We start from the raw sequence: 15,325 nt of genomic DNA, 5'->3' as shown, positions 1-15,325 counted from the left end.
CGGGGGGGGGCGGCGCCGCCCGCCCCGCGCGGGGCGCCGGGGGCCCCCCCGCGCCCCGCCCGCGGGGGGGGGGCCCCGGGGTGCCGCGCGGGCGCCCCCCCCCCCCCGTCCGGGTCAGGAGCGGGGCGGTTGGCCGAGGTCGTAGAAGGTCGCGCCGCCGACCGTCGTGGCGGTGTAGTGGCTCGTCACCCAGGCCTCGATCCGGGCGGTCTGCGAGGGGCCGGCCTCGCCGCCCGGACCGCCGGGAGCGGCGTTGGTGCCGCCCGCCTCGCCGCCGAGGACGCGGAACGAGCCGCCGGCGATGAACCAGTGGACCTTGCCCTCCGCCACGTACCGCTGGAAGGCCTCCAGGCTGAGCGAGGGGTCGCTGCCGTTGAAGCCGCCGAGGGCCATCACCGGGACGCCGGAGGCGAGTTGGTAGCCGGCGGCGTTCTGCGAACCGACGGTCGCGGCCGCCCAGCGGTAGCCGTCGGCGCCCCGCTCCAGCAGATCGGCGGCCTCGGTGCTCACCTTGGTTCCGTTCAGCAGCCCGCCCATGCCGCCGGGGCCGCCGGTCATGCCGCCCCCGGCCGTGCCGCCGGGCCCGTCGCCGTCCGTGCCACCCGGGGCACCCGGAGCGCCGGGGGCGCCGGGGAAGCCGCCCGTGCCGTCGGGAACACGGTTGCCCCGGCCGCCGTCCGGCTGCTGGGCGCCGCGGAAGCCGGGGAACTCACCCGGGCCGCCCGCGCCGCGCCGGCCGCCGCCAGGTCCGAAGCCGCCCTCCACCGCCGGACCGGCCAGCACGATCGAGCCCTGGTGCGGGGTGTTGACGGTCTCCACCGCGTACGCCGCCGGTCCGCCCAGCGCCGCCGCCGCACCCACCAGGCCCGCCACCGCGGCCAGCCGCCCGGCGAGCCGCGAGGACCCGGCCGGACCGCCGTCCGCCCGGCGCGCGAGCCGCGCCGCGAGCGGCCCGGCCACCGGCAGCCCCACCGCCGCGAGCAGCCCGCCCGCCAGGACCGCCGGCCGCAGCCACGGCAGGAAGTCCGCGCTGCGCCCGAGCAGCACGTACGCCCACACCGCCGTCACCGCGAGCGTGCCGGCCAGCACCGCCGCGTACGGCAGCCGGTGCCGCGCCCGCCACAGCCCGTCGACGCCCATGCCGACCAGTGCCGCGACCGCCGGGGCCAGCGCCACCGTGTAGTACTGGTGGAAGATCCCGGACATGAAGCTGAAGGTCAGCGCGGTGCAGAGCAGCCAGCCGCCCCAGACCAGGAACGCCGTGCGAGCGGTGTCCGTCCGGGCGTGGCGGCGGGTGGCCCACAGGCCGAACACCAGCAGGATCAGCGAGGCGGGCAGCAGCCAGGCGATCTGCCCGCCGATGTCGCCGTCGAACAGCCGGGTGATGCCGGTGCGGCCCCAGCCGCCGCCCGCCCCACCGGGCGGACCCCCGGCCGGCGCACCGCCCGGGGCGGCGCCGAAGACCGTCTCGGCCCCGACCGGCATCCGGTTGCGCCCGCCGCCGACGCTGCCGGTCTCGTGGCCGTTGAGCCGGCCGAAGCCGTTGTAGCCGAAGGTGAGCGAGAGGAAGCTGTTGTCCTGCGAGCCGCCGATGTACGGCCGGGCCGAGGCCGGTACCAGCTCGACCACCGCGACCCACCAGCCGCCCGCGACCACCATCGCCAGCGCGCCGGCCAGCAGCTGGCGCACCCGGCGCCACAGCCCGGTCGGCGCCACCACCAGGTAGACCAGCGCGAACGCGGGCAGCACCAGGAACGCCTGGAGGGTCTTGGTGAGGAAGGCCAGCCCGAACATCACCCCGGTGAACACCAGCCACCGGGTGCCCGCCGCCTCGACCGCCCGCAGCAGCCCGTACGCGGCCAGCGTGAGCAGCAGCACCAGCAGCGCGTCCGGGTTGTTGAAGCGGAACATCAGGGCCGCCACCGGGGTCAGCGCGAACACCGCGCCCGTCAGGAGCCCGGCGAGCGGCGAGAAGCGCCGGCGCACCGTCGCGTACAGCACCGCCGTGGTGGCCACCGCCATCAGCGCCTGCGGGGCCAGCACCGACCAGGAGGAGAGCCCGAAGACGCGCGCCGCCAGCGCCATCGGCCAGAGCGCGAGCGGCGGCTTGTCGACGGTGATGAAGTTCCCGGCGTCCGAGGAGCCGTAGAAGAAGGCCTTCCAGCTCTGGCTGCCCGCCTGGGCGGCGGCCGAGTAGAAGGAGTTGGCCCAGCCGGAGGCGGACAGGCCCCAGAGGTAGAGGACGGCGGTGGCCGCCAGCAGCGCCAGCAGTGCGGGCCGCACCCAGCGCGGGTCGTCGGGGCGCCCGCGCCGGGCCCGGCCCGGCAGGGTGCGCAGCCGCGCCGCCCAGGACGCCGGCCCCCGGGGCCCTGCGGGCGGCGGCGGGAGCTCCGGGAACAGCGGCGGCGGGGCGGGCCGCGCGGTGGCCGCCCCCTCCGGCACGGGGGCGGGAGGCAGCACCGGGGGCGGGTGGTCCCCGGCCTCCGGCCAGGGCTCGCCGGCCGGTGGGACGTGGCTGGTGGTGGTCATGGGCGCCAGGTTCGGGTGCCCGTCTGAGAGGACCGTGAGACCCGGGTGTGAGCCGTCTGTGATTGACCGGCCCCGTGCCGCTCCCGCCGTCCGGTGCCCTGGGGCCCCGTCCCCTTCCGCCCGCTAGGCGGCCTGCGGCATCGTCAGGTGCCTGCCGAGCCACTCCAGGGCGGGCGGGATCTCCCTGGTCCAGGTGTGGAAGTTGTGGCCGCCGGTGTCGAGGGTGATGGTGGAGAGCTTGGTCGGCGCCCTGAAGGCGTTGACCATGGCCTGGGTGCCCTCGTAGTTGTTCTCGTCGTAGCTGGTGGCGAGCAGCAGCGCGACCGGCTCGGCCGGCTTGTTCTTCAGCCGCCAGACCAGGTCGTTCTCCTGCTTCAGCTGGGCGTTGCCCGCGAACAGGTCGCCGGTGGTCTCGTCGATCGGCGCGGTGTAGTAGCCGGAGAGCGAGATCGCCGACCGGTAGGCGTCCGGCTTGCGGAGCGCGAACTTGAGGGCGCAGTAGCCGCCGGTCGAGTTGCCGATCACCGCGCGGTTGGCCGGGTCGGTGCCGATCCGGTAGTTGGCGGCCAGCGCCGTCGGCAGGTCGCTGGTGAAGAAGGTCTCCACCTGCGGCCCGCCCGGGATGTCCATGCACTCGGTGTCGCGGTTGCCGGACAGGGTCGGGCGCATCAGCACCAGGACGGTCGGCGGCAGCTTCTGCTGCTCGATCGCGGTGAGCGCGGACGCCGGGTACTGCATCAGCGTGATCAGCTTCTCCGCCGAGCCCGGGTAGCCGGCCAGCACCAGGGCCATCGGGAACTTGCGCTGCGCGTACTCCGGCTGGAAGTACTGCGGCGGCAGGTAGACGAAGGCGTCGCTGCTCAGGCCGCTCGCGCTGCCCCGGACCGCGACCTCCTGGATCAGCCCGGAGCGGTCGCGGGCCGAGCCCTGCGCCGAGTACATGTTCTTCTCGCCGGTGACGGCCAGGGAGGCGGCCGCGTTCGGCTGGTGGTCGACCACCGTGCCCGGCTTGCCGTTGGTGCCGAGCAGGTCGCTCCAGGAGCTGTAGAAGCCGAAGTAGCCGTTGGCGATCAGCCCCATGGCGACGAGCACCGCGATCTGGGTGGCGAGGAACGCGCCGATCCGTCCGGTCCAGGCCTTCCAGCCGCCGCCGCCGAATCTCGGCCAGAGCCACATCGTGGCGGCGAAGACGCCGATCGCGATGACGGAGGCGACGATCTGGAGGGGGACACCCGTGAGGCTGAGCACGTCCCGATGGTAGTTGACGCCGGGGACCGCTCCGTGCGCTCCGTCGTACGCCCCCGCTACGCTTCGGTGCGCTGCAAGTGAGCCCTGTTGACCGTGTCTTGTCGGATCGGAATCATGGCGGCGGGGACAGCAGAGAGCACGGAGTGTGCATGGATCAGCACCGAGAGAGCACCCGGGGGAGCGGCATGAAGTCCTTCACCAAGGCCGGCGTTGCGGTGGGCACCGCATTGCTGCTTGCGGCCTGTTCGAGCGGCGGTTCGGGAGAGGCCGGCGGCGCGGCCTCGTCGTCGTCCGGCCCGTCCGACGGCGGCTTCAGCGCCTTGCCGGCCCCGACGCCGACACCCACCCCGACGCCGACGCCCACGCCGTACGGGCCGGTGCTCGCCGGTTACGTCGACCCGGTCAGCACCGCGCTCGGCAAGATCAACCCGGCCTCCAACATGGACAACTTCCTGATCGGTCTCCAGGAGGCGGCCAGCGCGGCCAACTCCGCGAGCAGCGGGCTCGGCCTCAGTGACACGCCGGCCACCGTCGGCACCACCAAGCGCCAGCTGGTGACGGCCCTGTCGCAGCTCGCGACCGACCTCAGCAAGATCCGGACCGACATCAAGTCCAAGGCCTTCTGCACCACCGGCTCCGCCTACGCCCAGGTCGGCCTCTCCGAGGGCCTCAAGGCGATCCCGGCCGCCCTCGCCGAGATGGCCGCCGCCGGGTACGCCACCAACTTCACCGTCCCGCAGACGCCTCCGCAGCAGACCCGCTCGAAGGAGAACGACACCTTCGTCACCAAGGGCAAGCTGCGCGGCAAGGGCGAGTTGAACATCGACAACACCGGCGGCACCACCGACTCCGTCGTCTCGCTCTCCCAGGGCGGCAAGGTGATCCACTCGCTGTACGTCGTCAAGGGGAAGAAGGGGTCCATCGAGGGCATCGAGGACGGCACCTACGACATCTTCTTCTCCGACGGCGTCGACTGGGACCCGACGCTGAAGATGTTCACCCAGAACTGCAGCTACTCGAAGTTCGACGACTCGCTGGACTTCGTGACCGACCGCACGACGTACCAGATCTGGTCGATCACGCTGACCGCGAAGGTCGGCGGCAACGCCAAGACCAGCGACGTGGACGAGGAGAACTTCCCGCAGCCGTAGGGGTGCGCGCACGCACGGACGGAGGGAGGCACCACGGGCCGCGGGGCCCGGGGTGCCTCCAAACCGTTGGACGGCGCCCCGCCCCGCCCGCGAAGCTGACCGGGTGACCAGCGCGCCCTTCGTCCCCGGCCTCGAACTCGCCCGCCTCCTGCACGAGGAGGCCGTCCGCCCGCTCCTCGCCGCCGCCCACCCCGGGCTGCGCTACGCCGCCGCCCTCGTGGGCCCCGGCTCCGAGGTGCTCGGCCTCGACACCCCGCGCTCCACCGACCACGACTGGGGCCCGCGCCTCGACCTCTTCCTCCCGGCCGAGGACGCCGCCCGTCTGCGCCCCGCCCTCACCCGCCTGTTCGCCGACCGCCTCCCCGACACGCTGCGGGGCCGGCCCACCCGCTACCGCACGGGCGACGACCCCGACGGACCCGTCACCCCTCACGTCGCCGTCCACGACCTCACCGGCTGGCTCACCGACCGCCTCGGCGGCCCGCTCGGGGACCTCGGGCCGGCGGAGTGGCTCGGGTTCCCCCAACAGCGGCTCGCCGAGGTCACCGGCGGCGCCGTCCTCCACGACGGCACCGGCGAACTCACCGCCGTCCGGGCGGCACTGGCCTGGTACCCCGACCAGGTCTGGCGCCACCTGCTCGCCTGCCAGTGGCAGCGGATCGCCCAGGAGGAGGCGTTCACCGGCCGCTGCGCCGAGGTCGGCGACGAACTCGGCTCCGCCGTCACCGCCGGCCGCCTGGTCCGCGACCTGATGCGGCTCTGCCTGCTCCTCGAACGCCGCTACGCCCCCTACGGCAAGTGGCTCGGCTCGGCGTTCGCCCGTCTCGCGGTGGCGCCCCGGCTGACCCCGTCCCTGCGCGGCGCCCTGGCCGCCGGCACGTACCCCGAACGCGAACGCCACCTGTGCGCCGCGTACGAGACGGTGGCCGCCCTGCACAACGCCACCGGCCTCACCCCGCCCGTCGACCCGGCCACCCGGCCGTACCACTCCCGCCCGTACCGCGTCCTGCGCGCCGACCGCTTCGTCCGCGCGCTGGCCGCGACGGTGACGGATCCGTTGCTGCGGTCCCGGCCGCTCACGGGCGGGGTCGACCAGTGGGTCGACAGCACGGACGCGCTGACCCGGCCGGCCCTGCTGCGAGCCCGGTGCTCCGGCGGTGGCCCGTGAGCACGCCGACCGGTGCGGCGGGAACGTCCGTGCCTGGCATACTCGGGCCGTGATGGATGCCGAGGAGTTCTGGGCCCTGCTGGACGGGGCGTGCGCCGAAGTCGACGCACGGGAGCCGGACTTCGACGAGCGGCGCGAGGCGATCGGCCGCGCCTGCGAGGAGCGGCTCCTGAGCCGCACGCCCGCCGAGATCGTCCGGTTCTCCCTGCGGCAGTGGCAGCTGCGCGACCAGGCCTACCGGTTCGACCTGTGGGCGGCGGCGTTCCTCATCGAAGGCTGGTGGTCCGACGACGGGTTCATGGACTTCCGCGACGGCCTCATCTCGCTCGGCCGGCCCTGGTACGAGCGCGCGCTCGCGGATCCGGACTCCCTCGCCGATCATCCCGCGGTGCGCGACGGCGGGGACGTGCTCATCGGGAACGAGGACTTCAACCAGGTGGCGCGCCGGGCCCACCGGCGTCTCACCGGTGAACCGGACGGGCTCGACGAGGCGCTGGAGGCGTCCCCGGAAGCCGGCCCGCTCCGCGTCGTGACCGAGCCGGCCGGGGCCCGGTGGGACGTCGCGGACGACGCCGAGCTGCGCCGCCGCCTGCCACGCCTCGCCGCGATCTTCCTGGACTAAGCCCTCGCTTTCGGCACAACGCTTCGCGCAGCGTGCCGGCGACCGGTCACGGCTGGCGCCCGGCCGGTGAGCCGGTGGCGACGAGCTGCCCGGTGGCGGTCAGCGCGAGGCGTGAGAAGAGGGTCCCGGAGAAGCCGAAGAGCAAGGCGATGGCGAGGGCGAGCGGCCGGTCCGGCGCGTCCCAGGAGTTGTCGAGGAAGACGTGCCCGAGCAGGTTGAGCTCCGGGTCCGCGAGCATCCGCACCAGCAGCATCCCGCCGATCGCCGCGAGCGCACCGCCGACCGGGGCCAGCACCAGCACGCCCCAGGAGGACGGCCGTTGGGAGCGCATCACCCCGATCACGGGGGAGAGGAAGCCGCCCAGCGCGCCGAGCATCATGGTCGGCTGGTGCGCCAGCGTGACGCCGATCAGATAGACGGCGCCGAGCCCGATGGTGGCCAGCCAGAGGGCGGCGCGCTGCTGCTCGTACTCGCGCTCGGCCTCGGTGTCCTCCAGGTCGTGGAGGTGCTCGGCGGCTGCGGCGAGCGTGGTGGTGGGCGGCTGTCCGGCTTCCTCCAACCTCGGCTGCAGCGCTTCGAGCCGGGAGGCGGCCTCGTCCGGTGGCAGCAGCCGCATCAGGTCGCGCTCGCAGCTGTGCAGCACCCGCCAGGCGGAGGCCAGTTTGGACAGCGGGATCGAGAACACCCAGGAGGACCTGGGGGACAGCCGCCACACGACCATGTTGGTGTGCTCCAGCGTGTCCAGCCGGGCGGTCACCGTCGCGAGCACGGCCTGCCGCACGGGGTCGTCCGGGGAGACGGCCGCGAGCACGGTGGTGCGGGCGCGGGCCTCACCGATGCGGCCCTGCATCCGGCGGTAGCGCGGGGCGGCGATGAAGCCCCGGCTGGTGAGGAAGACGATCGCGAGATAGACGAGGCAGACTGCTGCCAACGCCCAACGGTCGTTCTCCGCCTGCCACATGGTGCCCCCTCGGCGTTGCCTGGGGCCATCGTGCCGCATGGGGCGCCGGTGCGGGAGGGGTCAGCCGTCCGTGGTGCCGTCCTCGCGGATCCAGAGGATGTCGACGTTCTTCTCGATGAACTCGGCCCGCAGTTCGGCCTCGGACTCCGCCGAGCCGGTCACCAGGGCGATGAACTGCTTCGCCCCGGCCCGCCGCGCGAGGAAGGCGGTGGCGTCGGGGGCGCGGCCGGGTGCGGAGGGCGGTGGCATGAAGGCCGGGTGCAACAGGTGGAGGGCGTCCGGGTTCACGTCGGCCCGGTGGTGCAGCACGGGTAGCGAGGCCTCGTCGGTGACGTACATCCCCAGCGCTGCCTGCGCGGCGCGGAAGGACGGTCCCACGGTCATGCCGGTGCCGATGCACTGGTAGAAGTGGTCGGCGAACATGATGGCCATGTCGTCACGCACCTTTGCGGGGTGCCCGATGGCGCAGCCGACGACCTCGGCCAGCTCCCGGGCGACGGCCCCGGTGGCACAGGCGTTGAGGAACGCGAGGCGCACCTCCTTGCCGACCTCGGCCAGGAGGTTGGCGAGTCCCTTGGTCGCCATGGGCGCGTCACCGCCGGCCGGGGTGAGGACACGAAGGCCGGACTCGTCCGCGTGCCCGGAGAGGTGGAGCACGTTCGGATTGTGGTGCAGCAGGTGGCCGAGGATGTCCTTGCCCTGCAGGGCCTGGCCGGTCTCCAGCCTGATCCCGTCCCGGAAGCGGGCCGCACGGAGGGTCTGAGTGACCTGCCGTTGCTCCTCCCCGGTGTCCGGGCCGCCGAGCCGGACGGCGACCGCGGACAGCATCAGGATGCGGGTCGGCTTCGGATCGGTCACCGCTCAGGAGCCTGCGCCGGTGGGGCGAGGACGGCCTGGAGGAGTTCGCCGAGCGCGGCGGCCCGGGTGGGGTGGACGCTCATCAGGTTCGCGATCTCGGCGATGGCTCGGTTGCGGTCGTCCATGTCGGGTTCCGTGTCCTGGGCGGCGGCCCGGAGGGCCTCGGCCGGCGAGGGGCCGGTGGCGTCGTCGTCGACGGCGTGGGCCGCCAACAGGTGCACCGTAGCGCTCCAGACGGCGCCGTACATGACTTTCTCGATGAGCGCGAGCCAATTGAGTGCGGTGGTGTCAGCGGCTCCAAGTGCGCGTTGGATGCGAGTGTTGAGAAGGTGGCGGTCCGTCAGGAGGGTGTAGGCGGGCTCGATGCCGTCGGCGACACTCATCGCCAGGATCGCCCGGTGGAGGGTGATGAGGGGGTGGACGTCTTCGGGGCTGCCGCTGCCGAGGTCGGTGAGGGCTGCATCCGCGTCGGGGGCGAGCAGGTCGGTCGCATGATCGGCCAGATACGTCGCCGAGGATGCCCAGCCGTCGTCCTCGGCTCCCGCCTCGATCCATGTGGTGAGGATCTCCGGGAGTACGAGCGGACGGTAGACCGTCTCCAGTGCGACACCGGCCTGGAGCTGGTCCAGTAGCGCGAGGTGGAGTTCGGCAGGGCGGATGTCCAGTAGCGCCCACTCCTGAAGTGCACATCGGGCCGGGGTGCTGAGGAGATCGGGGTGCGACGCAACGAAGTCGCGGGACTCGGCCCAGCTCTTCGTGTTGATCCACTCGGCTGTCAGCCGGAGATCTGTGTCCGTGACCCTGAGCCAGGTGAGCGTTGCGGGGTCCGTGTGATCGCTCAGGTGAAGGCGGAAGGCGGCCGGCTCGGACGTGGCAACTTCCCGAAGGCTCCGGCGTACTTGGAAGGTTGTCCTACCGTTGGCAGAGGTCCCCGGGGCGAGTAGCTCGAAAAGCGCTCCGATGCCGCTGTCCGTATCGCCGATCTTCAGAAGGAACAGCGCTCGGTGGAGAGCGATCTCGGCGGTCGCCCACGACGGACCGGGCCATGCGGCGATGATTTCCCCGTAGCTCTGGAGCGCTTCTTGGTGTCGGCCCATCTCGGACAGCAGGCCGGCGAGGTTGTCGAGGGTGCTGGCGAGGTCAGGGAGGTGGGCGTCGGGGTCGGTGTGGGCGAGCGTGCGGTAGGTGGTGGTGGCTTCTTGGACTGAGGCGAGGGCTTCTTGGTGCAGGCCCACCTCGGAGAGTCGGTTGGCGAGGTTGTTGAGGGTGCCGGCGAGGTTGGGGAGGTAGGCGTCGGGGTTGGTTCGGGTGAGTGTGCGGTAGGTGGTGGTGGCTTCTTGGGCTGAGGCGAGGGCTTCTTGGTGTCGGCCCGCGTTCGCCAGTTGGATGGCGAGGTTGTTGAGGGTGCCGGCGAGGTTGGGGAGGTAGGCGTCGGGGTTGGTTCGGGTGAGTGTGCGGTAGGTGGTGGTGGCTTCTTGGGCCGGGGCGAGGGCTTCTTGGTGTCGGCCCGCGTCCGCCAGTTGGATGGCGAGGTTGTTGAGGGTGCCGGCCAGGTTGGGGAGGTAGGCGTCGGGGTTGGTGTGGGCGAGTGCGCGGTAGGCGGTGGCGGCTTCCTGGGCCGGGGCGAGGGCTTCTTGGCGTCGGCCCATCTCGGAGAGCCGGACGCCGAGGTTGTCGAGGGCGCTGGCGAGGTCGGGGAGGTAGGCGTCGGGGTTGGTGTGGGCGAGTGCGCGGTAGGTGGTGGTGGCTTCCTGGGCTGAGGCGAGGGCTTCTTGGTGTCGGCCCGCGTCCGCCAGTTGGATGGCGAGGTTGTTGAGGGCCGTGGCGAGGTTGGGGAGGTAGGCGGCGGGGTTGGTTCGGGTGAGTGTGCGGTAGGTGGTGGTGGCTTCTTGGGCTGAGGCGAGGGCTTCTTGGCGTCGGCCCACGTCGGAGAGCCGGTTGGCGAGGGTGCTGAGGGCCATGGCGAGGTCGGGGAGGTGGGCGTCGGGGTTGGTGTGGGCGAGTGCGCGGTAGGTGGTGGCGGCTTCCTGGGCCGGGGCGAGGGCTTCTTGGCGTCGGCCCACTTCCGCCAGCTGGATGGCGAGGTTGTTGAGAGCCATGGCGAGGTCGGGCAGGTAGGCGTCGGGGTTGGTGTGGGCGAGTGCGCGGTAGGTGGTGGTGGCTTCTTGGGCTGAAGCGAGGGCTTCTTGGTGTCGGCCCATGTCGGAGAGTCGGTTGGCGAGGTTGTTGAGGGCGCCGGCGAGGTTGGGGAGGTAGGCGTCGGGGTTGGTTCGGGTGAGTGCGCGGTAGGTGGTGGTGGCTTCTTGGACCGGGGCGAGGGCTTCTTGGTGTCGGCCCACTTCCGCCAGCTGGATGGAGAGGTTGTTGAGGGCAATGGCGAGCTTGGGGAGGTAGGCGTCGGGGTTGGTTCGGGCGAGTGCGCGGCGTAGTTGGACGGCTTCTTGGGCCGGGGCCACGGCTTCTTGGCGTCGGCCCACCTCGGAGAGTCGGTTGGCAAGGGTGTTGAGGGCCATGGCGAGGTCGGGGAGGTAGGCGTCGGGGTTGGTTCGGGTGAGTGCGCGGTAGGTGGTGGTGGCTTCTTGCGCCGGGGAGAGGGCTTCTTGGCGTCGGCCCACGTCGGAGAGTCGGTTGGCAAGGGTGTTGAGGGCGCCGGCGAGGTTGGGGAGGTAGGCGTCGGGGTTGGTTCGGGTGAGTGCGCGGTAGGTGGTGGTGGCTTCTTGCGCCGGGGAGAGGGCTTCTTGGTGTCGGCCCACTTCCGCCAGCTGGATGGCGAGGTTGTTGAGGGCCATGGCGAGGTCGGGGAGGTGGGCGTCGGGGTTGGTTCGGGTGAGTGCGCGGTAGGTGGTGGTGGCTTCTTGCGCCGGGGCGAGGGCTTCTTGGTGTCGTCCCACGTCCGCCAGCTGGATGGCGAGGTTGTTGAGGGCGCTGGCGAGGTCGGGGAGGTAGGCGTCGGGGTTGGCCTCGGCGAGCGGCCGGAGGGCGGTGATGCCCGGGCCGTCGGCCGCGACGGCGTGCTCGGTCAGGTGCCGCCGCAGGTAGACATTGGCCTGGCGGGGATTGGTGCCACCTGCCGTCTGGTCGAGGGTGAGATCGACGAGGGCCCGCACGATGGCGAGGGGGGCCGGGTCCGCGCCCGGGCGGGGCGCGGAGGAACGCAGGTGGGTGACGAGTTCGCGGTGGTAGAGACGGTAGACGGCCTGCAACCCGTCGCTGTCCTCGACGATGTAGCGCCCGTAGTGCTGGAGCAGCCAGTCGATGTCGTCCGGCCCGTAGTCCGTCTCGCGGCCGCCGACCGCCCGGGCCGCCGCCTGCCAGACACCGCGAGCGGGCATGCCGTTGCCGGCTGCCCACGCCAGTGCCGCCAGCAGGTCGCCGGCGGTACCCGGACGGTCGTCGCCGGGAACGACATCGGCCAGGTCGAGGTCGAGGGCGCCCGTGATGCCGAGGGGGATCTGATCCTGCCAGGGTCGTCCGGGATCGCCGGCGAGGAAGCGGGCCAGGTGGGAGGCGACGATGCGGGCGAAGAGGAACCCGCCGCCCCCGGCCCCGGCCCGTGCCGCCAGCGCCGAGGCGATCTCGGCGGCGGTTTCCTCGGCGATGCCGTCGGACCGGAGCCGGTGGTGGACGTAGGCGGTGATGTCCGTCGCGGTGTCGTGCTCCTCGTCGAGGTCGAGGGTCACCACGGACGTGCCGACCATGCGGGTGAGGGCCGAATCGAGCGTCTCGCCCTGGTCCAGGTGGGGCTGGAACGGGCGGTCGCGTGAGGCCAGCAGCACGGCGCACAGCCGGCTGAGCGGGACGAGGAGTTGCTCGGCGATCGCCGTCGCCTGCCCCGGCGACGCCTCGTCCAGGCCGTCCAGGACCAGCACGTGCCGGCGCCCGTGGCCGGTCTCGGTGCGTTCGAGCTGGGCGATCAGGTCGGCCGGGGTCTTCGGCACGGGAAGGTCGAGCTGCCTGGCCAGGGCCTCGGCGAGCGTCTGGACGTCCATGCCGCGCAGGTGGACGGCGGCGTCGACGCTGCCCCGGCCGGGGTCGGGGTCGTCCTCCCCGAGGGGAGCGTGTGCCAGGAGCGCGGCGCGTTCGTCCGCGTCGGACAGGGCCGCGATGCGTCCGACGACGGCGGACTTGCCGACGCCCGCGCTGCCGGTCACCAGCAGCATCCCGGCGGTGTCGGTGGCGAGCCGGTCGGTGATCTGCCGCAGGGCCCGGCGTCGGCCGGTGAAGAAACAGCCCTCCTTGGCGGGACTGCTGCCCCGGGCGGCCAGCACGAGGTGTTCGACGAGGGCCTCGCGGGACTTCCGCTGCCATCGGGGGTTCCGGAACATCGGCTGGGGGTGGCCCACGGAGGCCCGCACCGGCTGCTGGCCGCCGTCCGGCCAGTCCTCCGCCAGGACGGCGAGGGCGAGCGTCTCCCCGGTGATTCCGGCGTTGCGCACGCTCCACTCGTGGCGGTAGACGCTGTCCTGCGGCCCGTTCCTCAGGAGTTCGAGCACGGTCTCCAGGAGCAGCCCGCGCGCCCCCTCGGCCCGTTCCTGCGCCTGGCAGGCGGCGAGGACGCCGAGCCAGGCGGTGCGCGGTTCGGGCAGGGTGCGGTCCTCCCACGCCGCGAGCGCGTGGTCGAGGGCGGGGACGGCGCCGGCGCCGGAGTGGCAGGTGTCGAGGAGGATGAGGATCTGGTCGGCGTGGCTGGTCAGGGCCTGGCTGGTGAGGCGTTCGGGGGAGTAGAACCGGTCCTGGTTGCCGAGGCCCCTCGGTGTGGCGTGGGTGATGAGCTGGAGGTCGCCGCGGTTGCCGGTCTCGGCGTGACCGGACCACGCGATCACCGCGGAGCCGCCGCCACCACCCTCCGACCAGGTGTCCGACCACAGGTCCAGCCCGTCGATCAGGGCGCCCTGCGCGGGGTTGGGCACGATGGTCGGCTGGAAGCCGAACTCGGCCAGGCAGGCGGCGAGTTCGCCGACCTGCTCGACCGCGCCCGGGATCGGGCGGTAGGCCGCGTCGCGGTACTCGTCGAAGACGACCGCCAGAAACGTGCCGCGCGGGTTCGGCGTCGGCGCGTCGGCGGTGCCCGGGTCGGCGGCAGTGTCCGGGCCGGCGGTGCTCGGGTCGTCGGTCATGCGTCACCTTCGAGGATGAGGGTCAGCGCGGTCACCGCCGTGTCGGCGCTGTCCTGCTTGGCGTGGACGGAAACGGCGTACACGCCCGGGCCGAGGCCGTCGAAGGCGCGCTCGTACCGGCCGCCACCGACGTTGCTCAGCAGACGCTCCACGACGACGTCCCCGTTCTCGGCCCGGACGGTGGCCCGGACGGCGAGCGCGGCCGCCCCCGGCCGGCCGGTGCCGTCGGCCACCGCCTCGACGCGCAGCGGCTGCCCGGCGAGCCCGTACTCGGGGACGCGCACGCCCAGCGGGTGGGCGGGCAGCGAGCCGCGGTAGACGGCGGGGGCCGGGGCGAGCCAGTCGTAGAGGTCCTCGCGGACCCCGGCGTGGCCCTTGATCGCCCCGTGGTTGGCGAAGGAGGAGCGGGCGGCCGTGGGGTCGTCGAGGGCGACCTCGGCCGGGTAGGCGGCGAACCTCGCCACCCGGCCGTCGCCGCCCTCGTCCTTGCCCTCGATGGTCTCGATCAGCCGCAGCAGCCCGTCACCCGTCACGGCGGCCGTGGTGGGCGTGGGCTGGCGGACTCCGATCACGGGCAGGCAGAGGCGGTCCGACCCGCCCCGCCGGACCCGCTCGACGGCGGCGTCGCGGATGTCGCCGTGGAAGCGTCCGGCGTCCGCGAGCAGGCGGGGGTCGACGCCCTCCAGCGCGGTGGCCAGTTCACGGGGGTGACGCAGACCGCCGGGGGTCTCGACGCAGGCGTAGTCGGGGATGAGCTGGTGGAGGGAGGGCAGACTGCGGCTGAAGGCGGTCAGGTCGGCGGCCACCGGGCCCAGGCCGATCCGGTGCCCGTTGACCAGCGACTCCAGCGCGCCGATCGAACCCCGGTGCGGCGTACCGAGGGTGATGAGCTGCCGGGTGATCTCGGCGCCGCCGAGGCACTCCACCCAGTAGCGGGCCACCAGCCCGCCCATCGAGTGGCAGATCAGCCGGACCTTCGCCTCGGCCCGGTGCGGGGCGGTGGCCCGCCAGCGGCCGAGCGCCTCGTCGACGCGGACGGCCAGGAGGCGGGCGTTGTAGCGGCAGGAGAGCCGCCAGTCGTAGGCGAACTCGACGAGGTTCACCGGGACTTCGGGTGCGCCGGGCCGGTCCGGCGGGCCGGGCCGGCTGCCGGGCAGGGCACGGCGCAGGGTGAAGGTGCGTTCCAGCCAGCCGATCAGGTCGCTGTAGCCGTCGACCACCGGGCGCACGCCCGGGACGGCGTGCAGGGAGGGGACGAGCCCGGTGGGGACGACGCCGTCGCCGGGGTGGTCGTCACCGAGGTCCGTCGGCAGGCGCAGGGCCCGGACGGAGCCGAGGAAGGTGGCGAGGCCCCGGCCCAGCGCCCCGGGGGAGGGGCCCCACACCTCCTTGCCGTCCACCGCCAGCCGGCTTCCGGTGATGCCGGGAATGACGACCACCAGGTCGTCGATCGGTTCCTGCCGCATTGTGCCCACCCTGGTTCGCCACCGCGCTCGGTCGATTCCCGGCCCTGCCTACCAGAACGGCGGGGCCGGCGTCCGGCTCATCGGGCAAAATCGCCTCCCGCGGGGGGACGCCGACGGCGCTGCGGGCTTCCACGGGACGCCGGTTGACGCCCGATCGGACTGTCGCGGGCCTCTTGCCCGGCAATTGTCAGTGGCCCGTGCCACA

9 protein-coding genes are annotated in these 15,325 nt (G+C 73.2%); 3 read left to right on the top strand and 6 right to left on the bottom strand.

Features of this window, described 5'->3' with window-relative positions; all coding sequences use genetic code 11:
* Nucleotides 1-114: 114 nt before the first annotated feature.
* Together ACF1AK_RS00320 and ACF1AK_RS00315 are read right to left on the bottom strand one after the other, a co-directional pair.
* Nucleotides 115-2,529, bottom strand: coding sequence for an ArnT family glycosyltransferase (locus ACF1AK_RS00320; protein ID WP_391496543.1), 2,415 nt, complete (start codon nucleotides 2,527-2,529; stop codon nucleotides 115-117).
* Nucleotides 2,530-2,652: 123 nt separating this feature from the next.
* Nucleotides 2,653-3,777 (bottom strand): alpha/beta hydrolase, encoded by a 1,125-nt coding sequence (locus ACF1AK_RS00315; RefSeq protein ID WP_391496542.1) that lies wholly within the window; start codon nucleotides 3,775-3,777, stop codon nucleotides 2,653-2,655.
* A 149-nt stretch (nucleotides 3,778-3,926) separates the two neighbouring features.
* On the opposite strand from ACF1AK_RS00315, the gene ACF1AK_RS00310 reads away from it, so the two are divergent.
* From ACF1AK_RS00310 to ACF1AK_RS00300, 3 genes are all read left to right on the top strand, one after another.
* Nucleotides 3,927-4,928, top strand: a complete 1,002-nt coding sequence (locus ACF1AK_RS00310) for a hypothetical protein (protein WP_391496541.1) — start codon at nucleotides 3,927-3,929, stop codon at nucleotides 4,926-4,928.
* 103 nt (nucleotides 4,929-5,031) lie between these two features.
* Complete coding sequence (locus ACF1AK_RS00305) at nucleotides 5,032-6,096, top strand: DUF4037 domain-containing protein (RefSeq protein ID WP_391496540.1); 1,065 nt, start codon at nucleotides 5,032-5,034, stop codon at nucleotides 6,094-6,096.
* 52 nt (nucleotides 6,097-6,148) lie between these two features.
* Nucleotides 6,149-6,718 carry a DUF4240 domain-containing protein gene (locus tag ACF1AK_RS00300; RefSeq protein WP_391497320.1) on the top strand — a complete coding sequence of 190 codons (570 nt, stop codon included), beginning with the start codon at nucleotides 6,149-6,151 and terminating at the stop codon, nucleotides 6,716-6,718.
* A 46-nt stretch (nucleotides 6,719-6,764) separates the two neighbouring features.
* On the opposite strand, the gene ACF1AK_RS00295 is transcribed toward ACF1AK_RS00300, so the two are convergent.
* The 4 genes from ACF1AK_RS00295 to ACF1AK_RS00280 all read right to left on the bottom strand — a co-directional run bounded on the left by ACF1AK_RS00295 (nucleotide 6,765) and on the right by ACF1AK_RS00280 (nucleotide 15,120).
* A complete protein-coding gene (locus tag ACF1AK_RS00295; RefSeq protein ID WP_391496539.1) occupies nucleotides 6,765-7,649 on the bottom strand; it encodes a hypothetical protein in 885 nt (294 codons plus the stop codon).
* Nucleotides 7,650-7,739: 90 nt separating this feature from the next.
* Nucleotides 7,740-8,537: a CHAT domain-containing protein gene (locus tag ACF1AK_RS00290; RefSeq protein WP_391496538.1), complete on the bottom strand. Its 798-nt coding sequence runs from the start codon at nucleotides 8,535-8,537 to the stop codon at nucleotides 7,740-7,742.
* On the bottom strand, nucleotides 8,534-13,654 hold the full coding sequence (locus tag ACF1AK_RS00285) for a tetratricopeptide repeat protein (protein ID WP_391496537.1): 5,121 nt from the start codon (nucleotides 13,652-13,654) through the stop codon (nucleotides 8,534-8,536). Before ACF1AK_RS00285 ends, ACF1AK_RS00290 begins: the two co-directional genes overlap by 4 nt.
* A complete protein-coding gene (locus tag ACF1AK_RS00280) occupies nucleotides 13,651-15,120 on the bottom strand; it encodes a hypothetical protein (protein ID WP_391496536.1) in 1,470 nt (489 codons plus the stop codon). The genes ACF1AK_RS00285 and ACF1AK_RS00280 overlap by 4 nt, the downstream gene beginning before the upstream one ends.
* Nucleotides 15,121-15,325: the final 205 nt, after the last annotated feature.

This window comes from Kitasatospora sp. NPDC015120 (assembly GCF_043080305.1).
In the GTDB taxonomy this organism is placed as follows: Bacteria; Actinomycetota; Actinomycetes; order Streptomycetales; family Streptomycetaceae; genus Kitasatospora.
The sequence above is the reverse complement of the archived record's forward strand: the minus strand, read 5'-3'. Positions and strand labels throughout refer to the sequence as shown.

What these genes read in the sequence shown, in the direction of transcription:
- ACF1AK_RS00285 (WP_391496537.1), bottom strand. Translation starts at nt 13,654, where the DNA reads ATGACCGACGACCCGAGCACCGCCGGCCCGGACACTGCCGCCGACCCG.
- ACF1AK_RS00280 (WP_391496536.1), bottom strand. Translation starts at nt 15,120, where the DNA reads ATGCGGCAGGAACCGATCGACGACCTGGTGGTCGTCATTCCCGGCATC.
- ACF1AK_RS00320 (WP_391496543.1), bottom strand. Translation starts at nt 2,529, where the DNA reads ATGACCACCACCAGCCACGTCCCACCGGCCGGCGAGCCCTGGCCGGAG.
- ACF1AK_RS00310 (WP_391496541.1), top strand. Translation starts at nt 3,927, where the DNA reads ATGGATCAGCACCGAGAGAGCACCCGGGGGAGCGGCATGAAGTCCTTC.
- ACF1AK_RS00300 (WP_391497320.1), top strand. Translation starts at nt 6,149, where the DNA reads ATGGATGCCGAGGAGTTCTGGGCCCTGCTGGACGGGGCGTGCGCCGAA.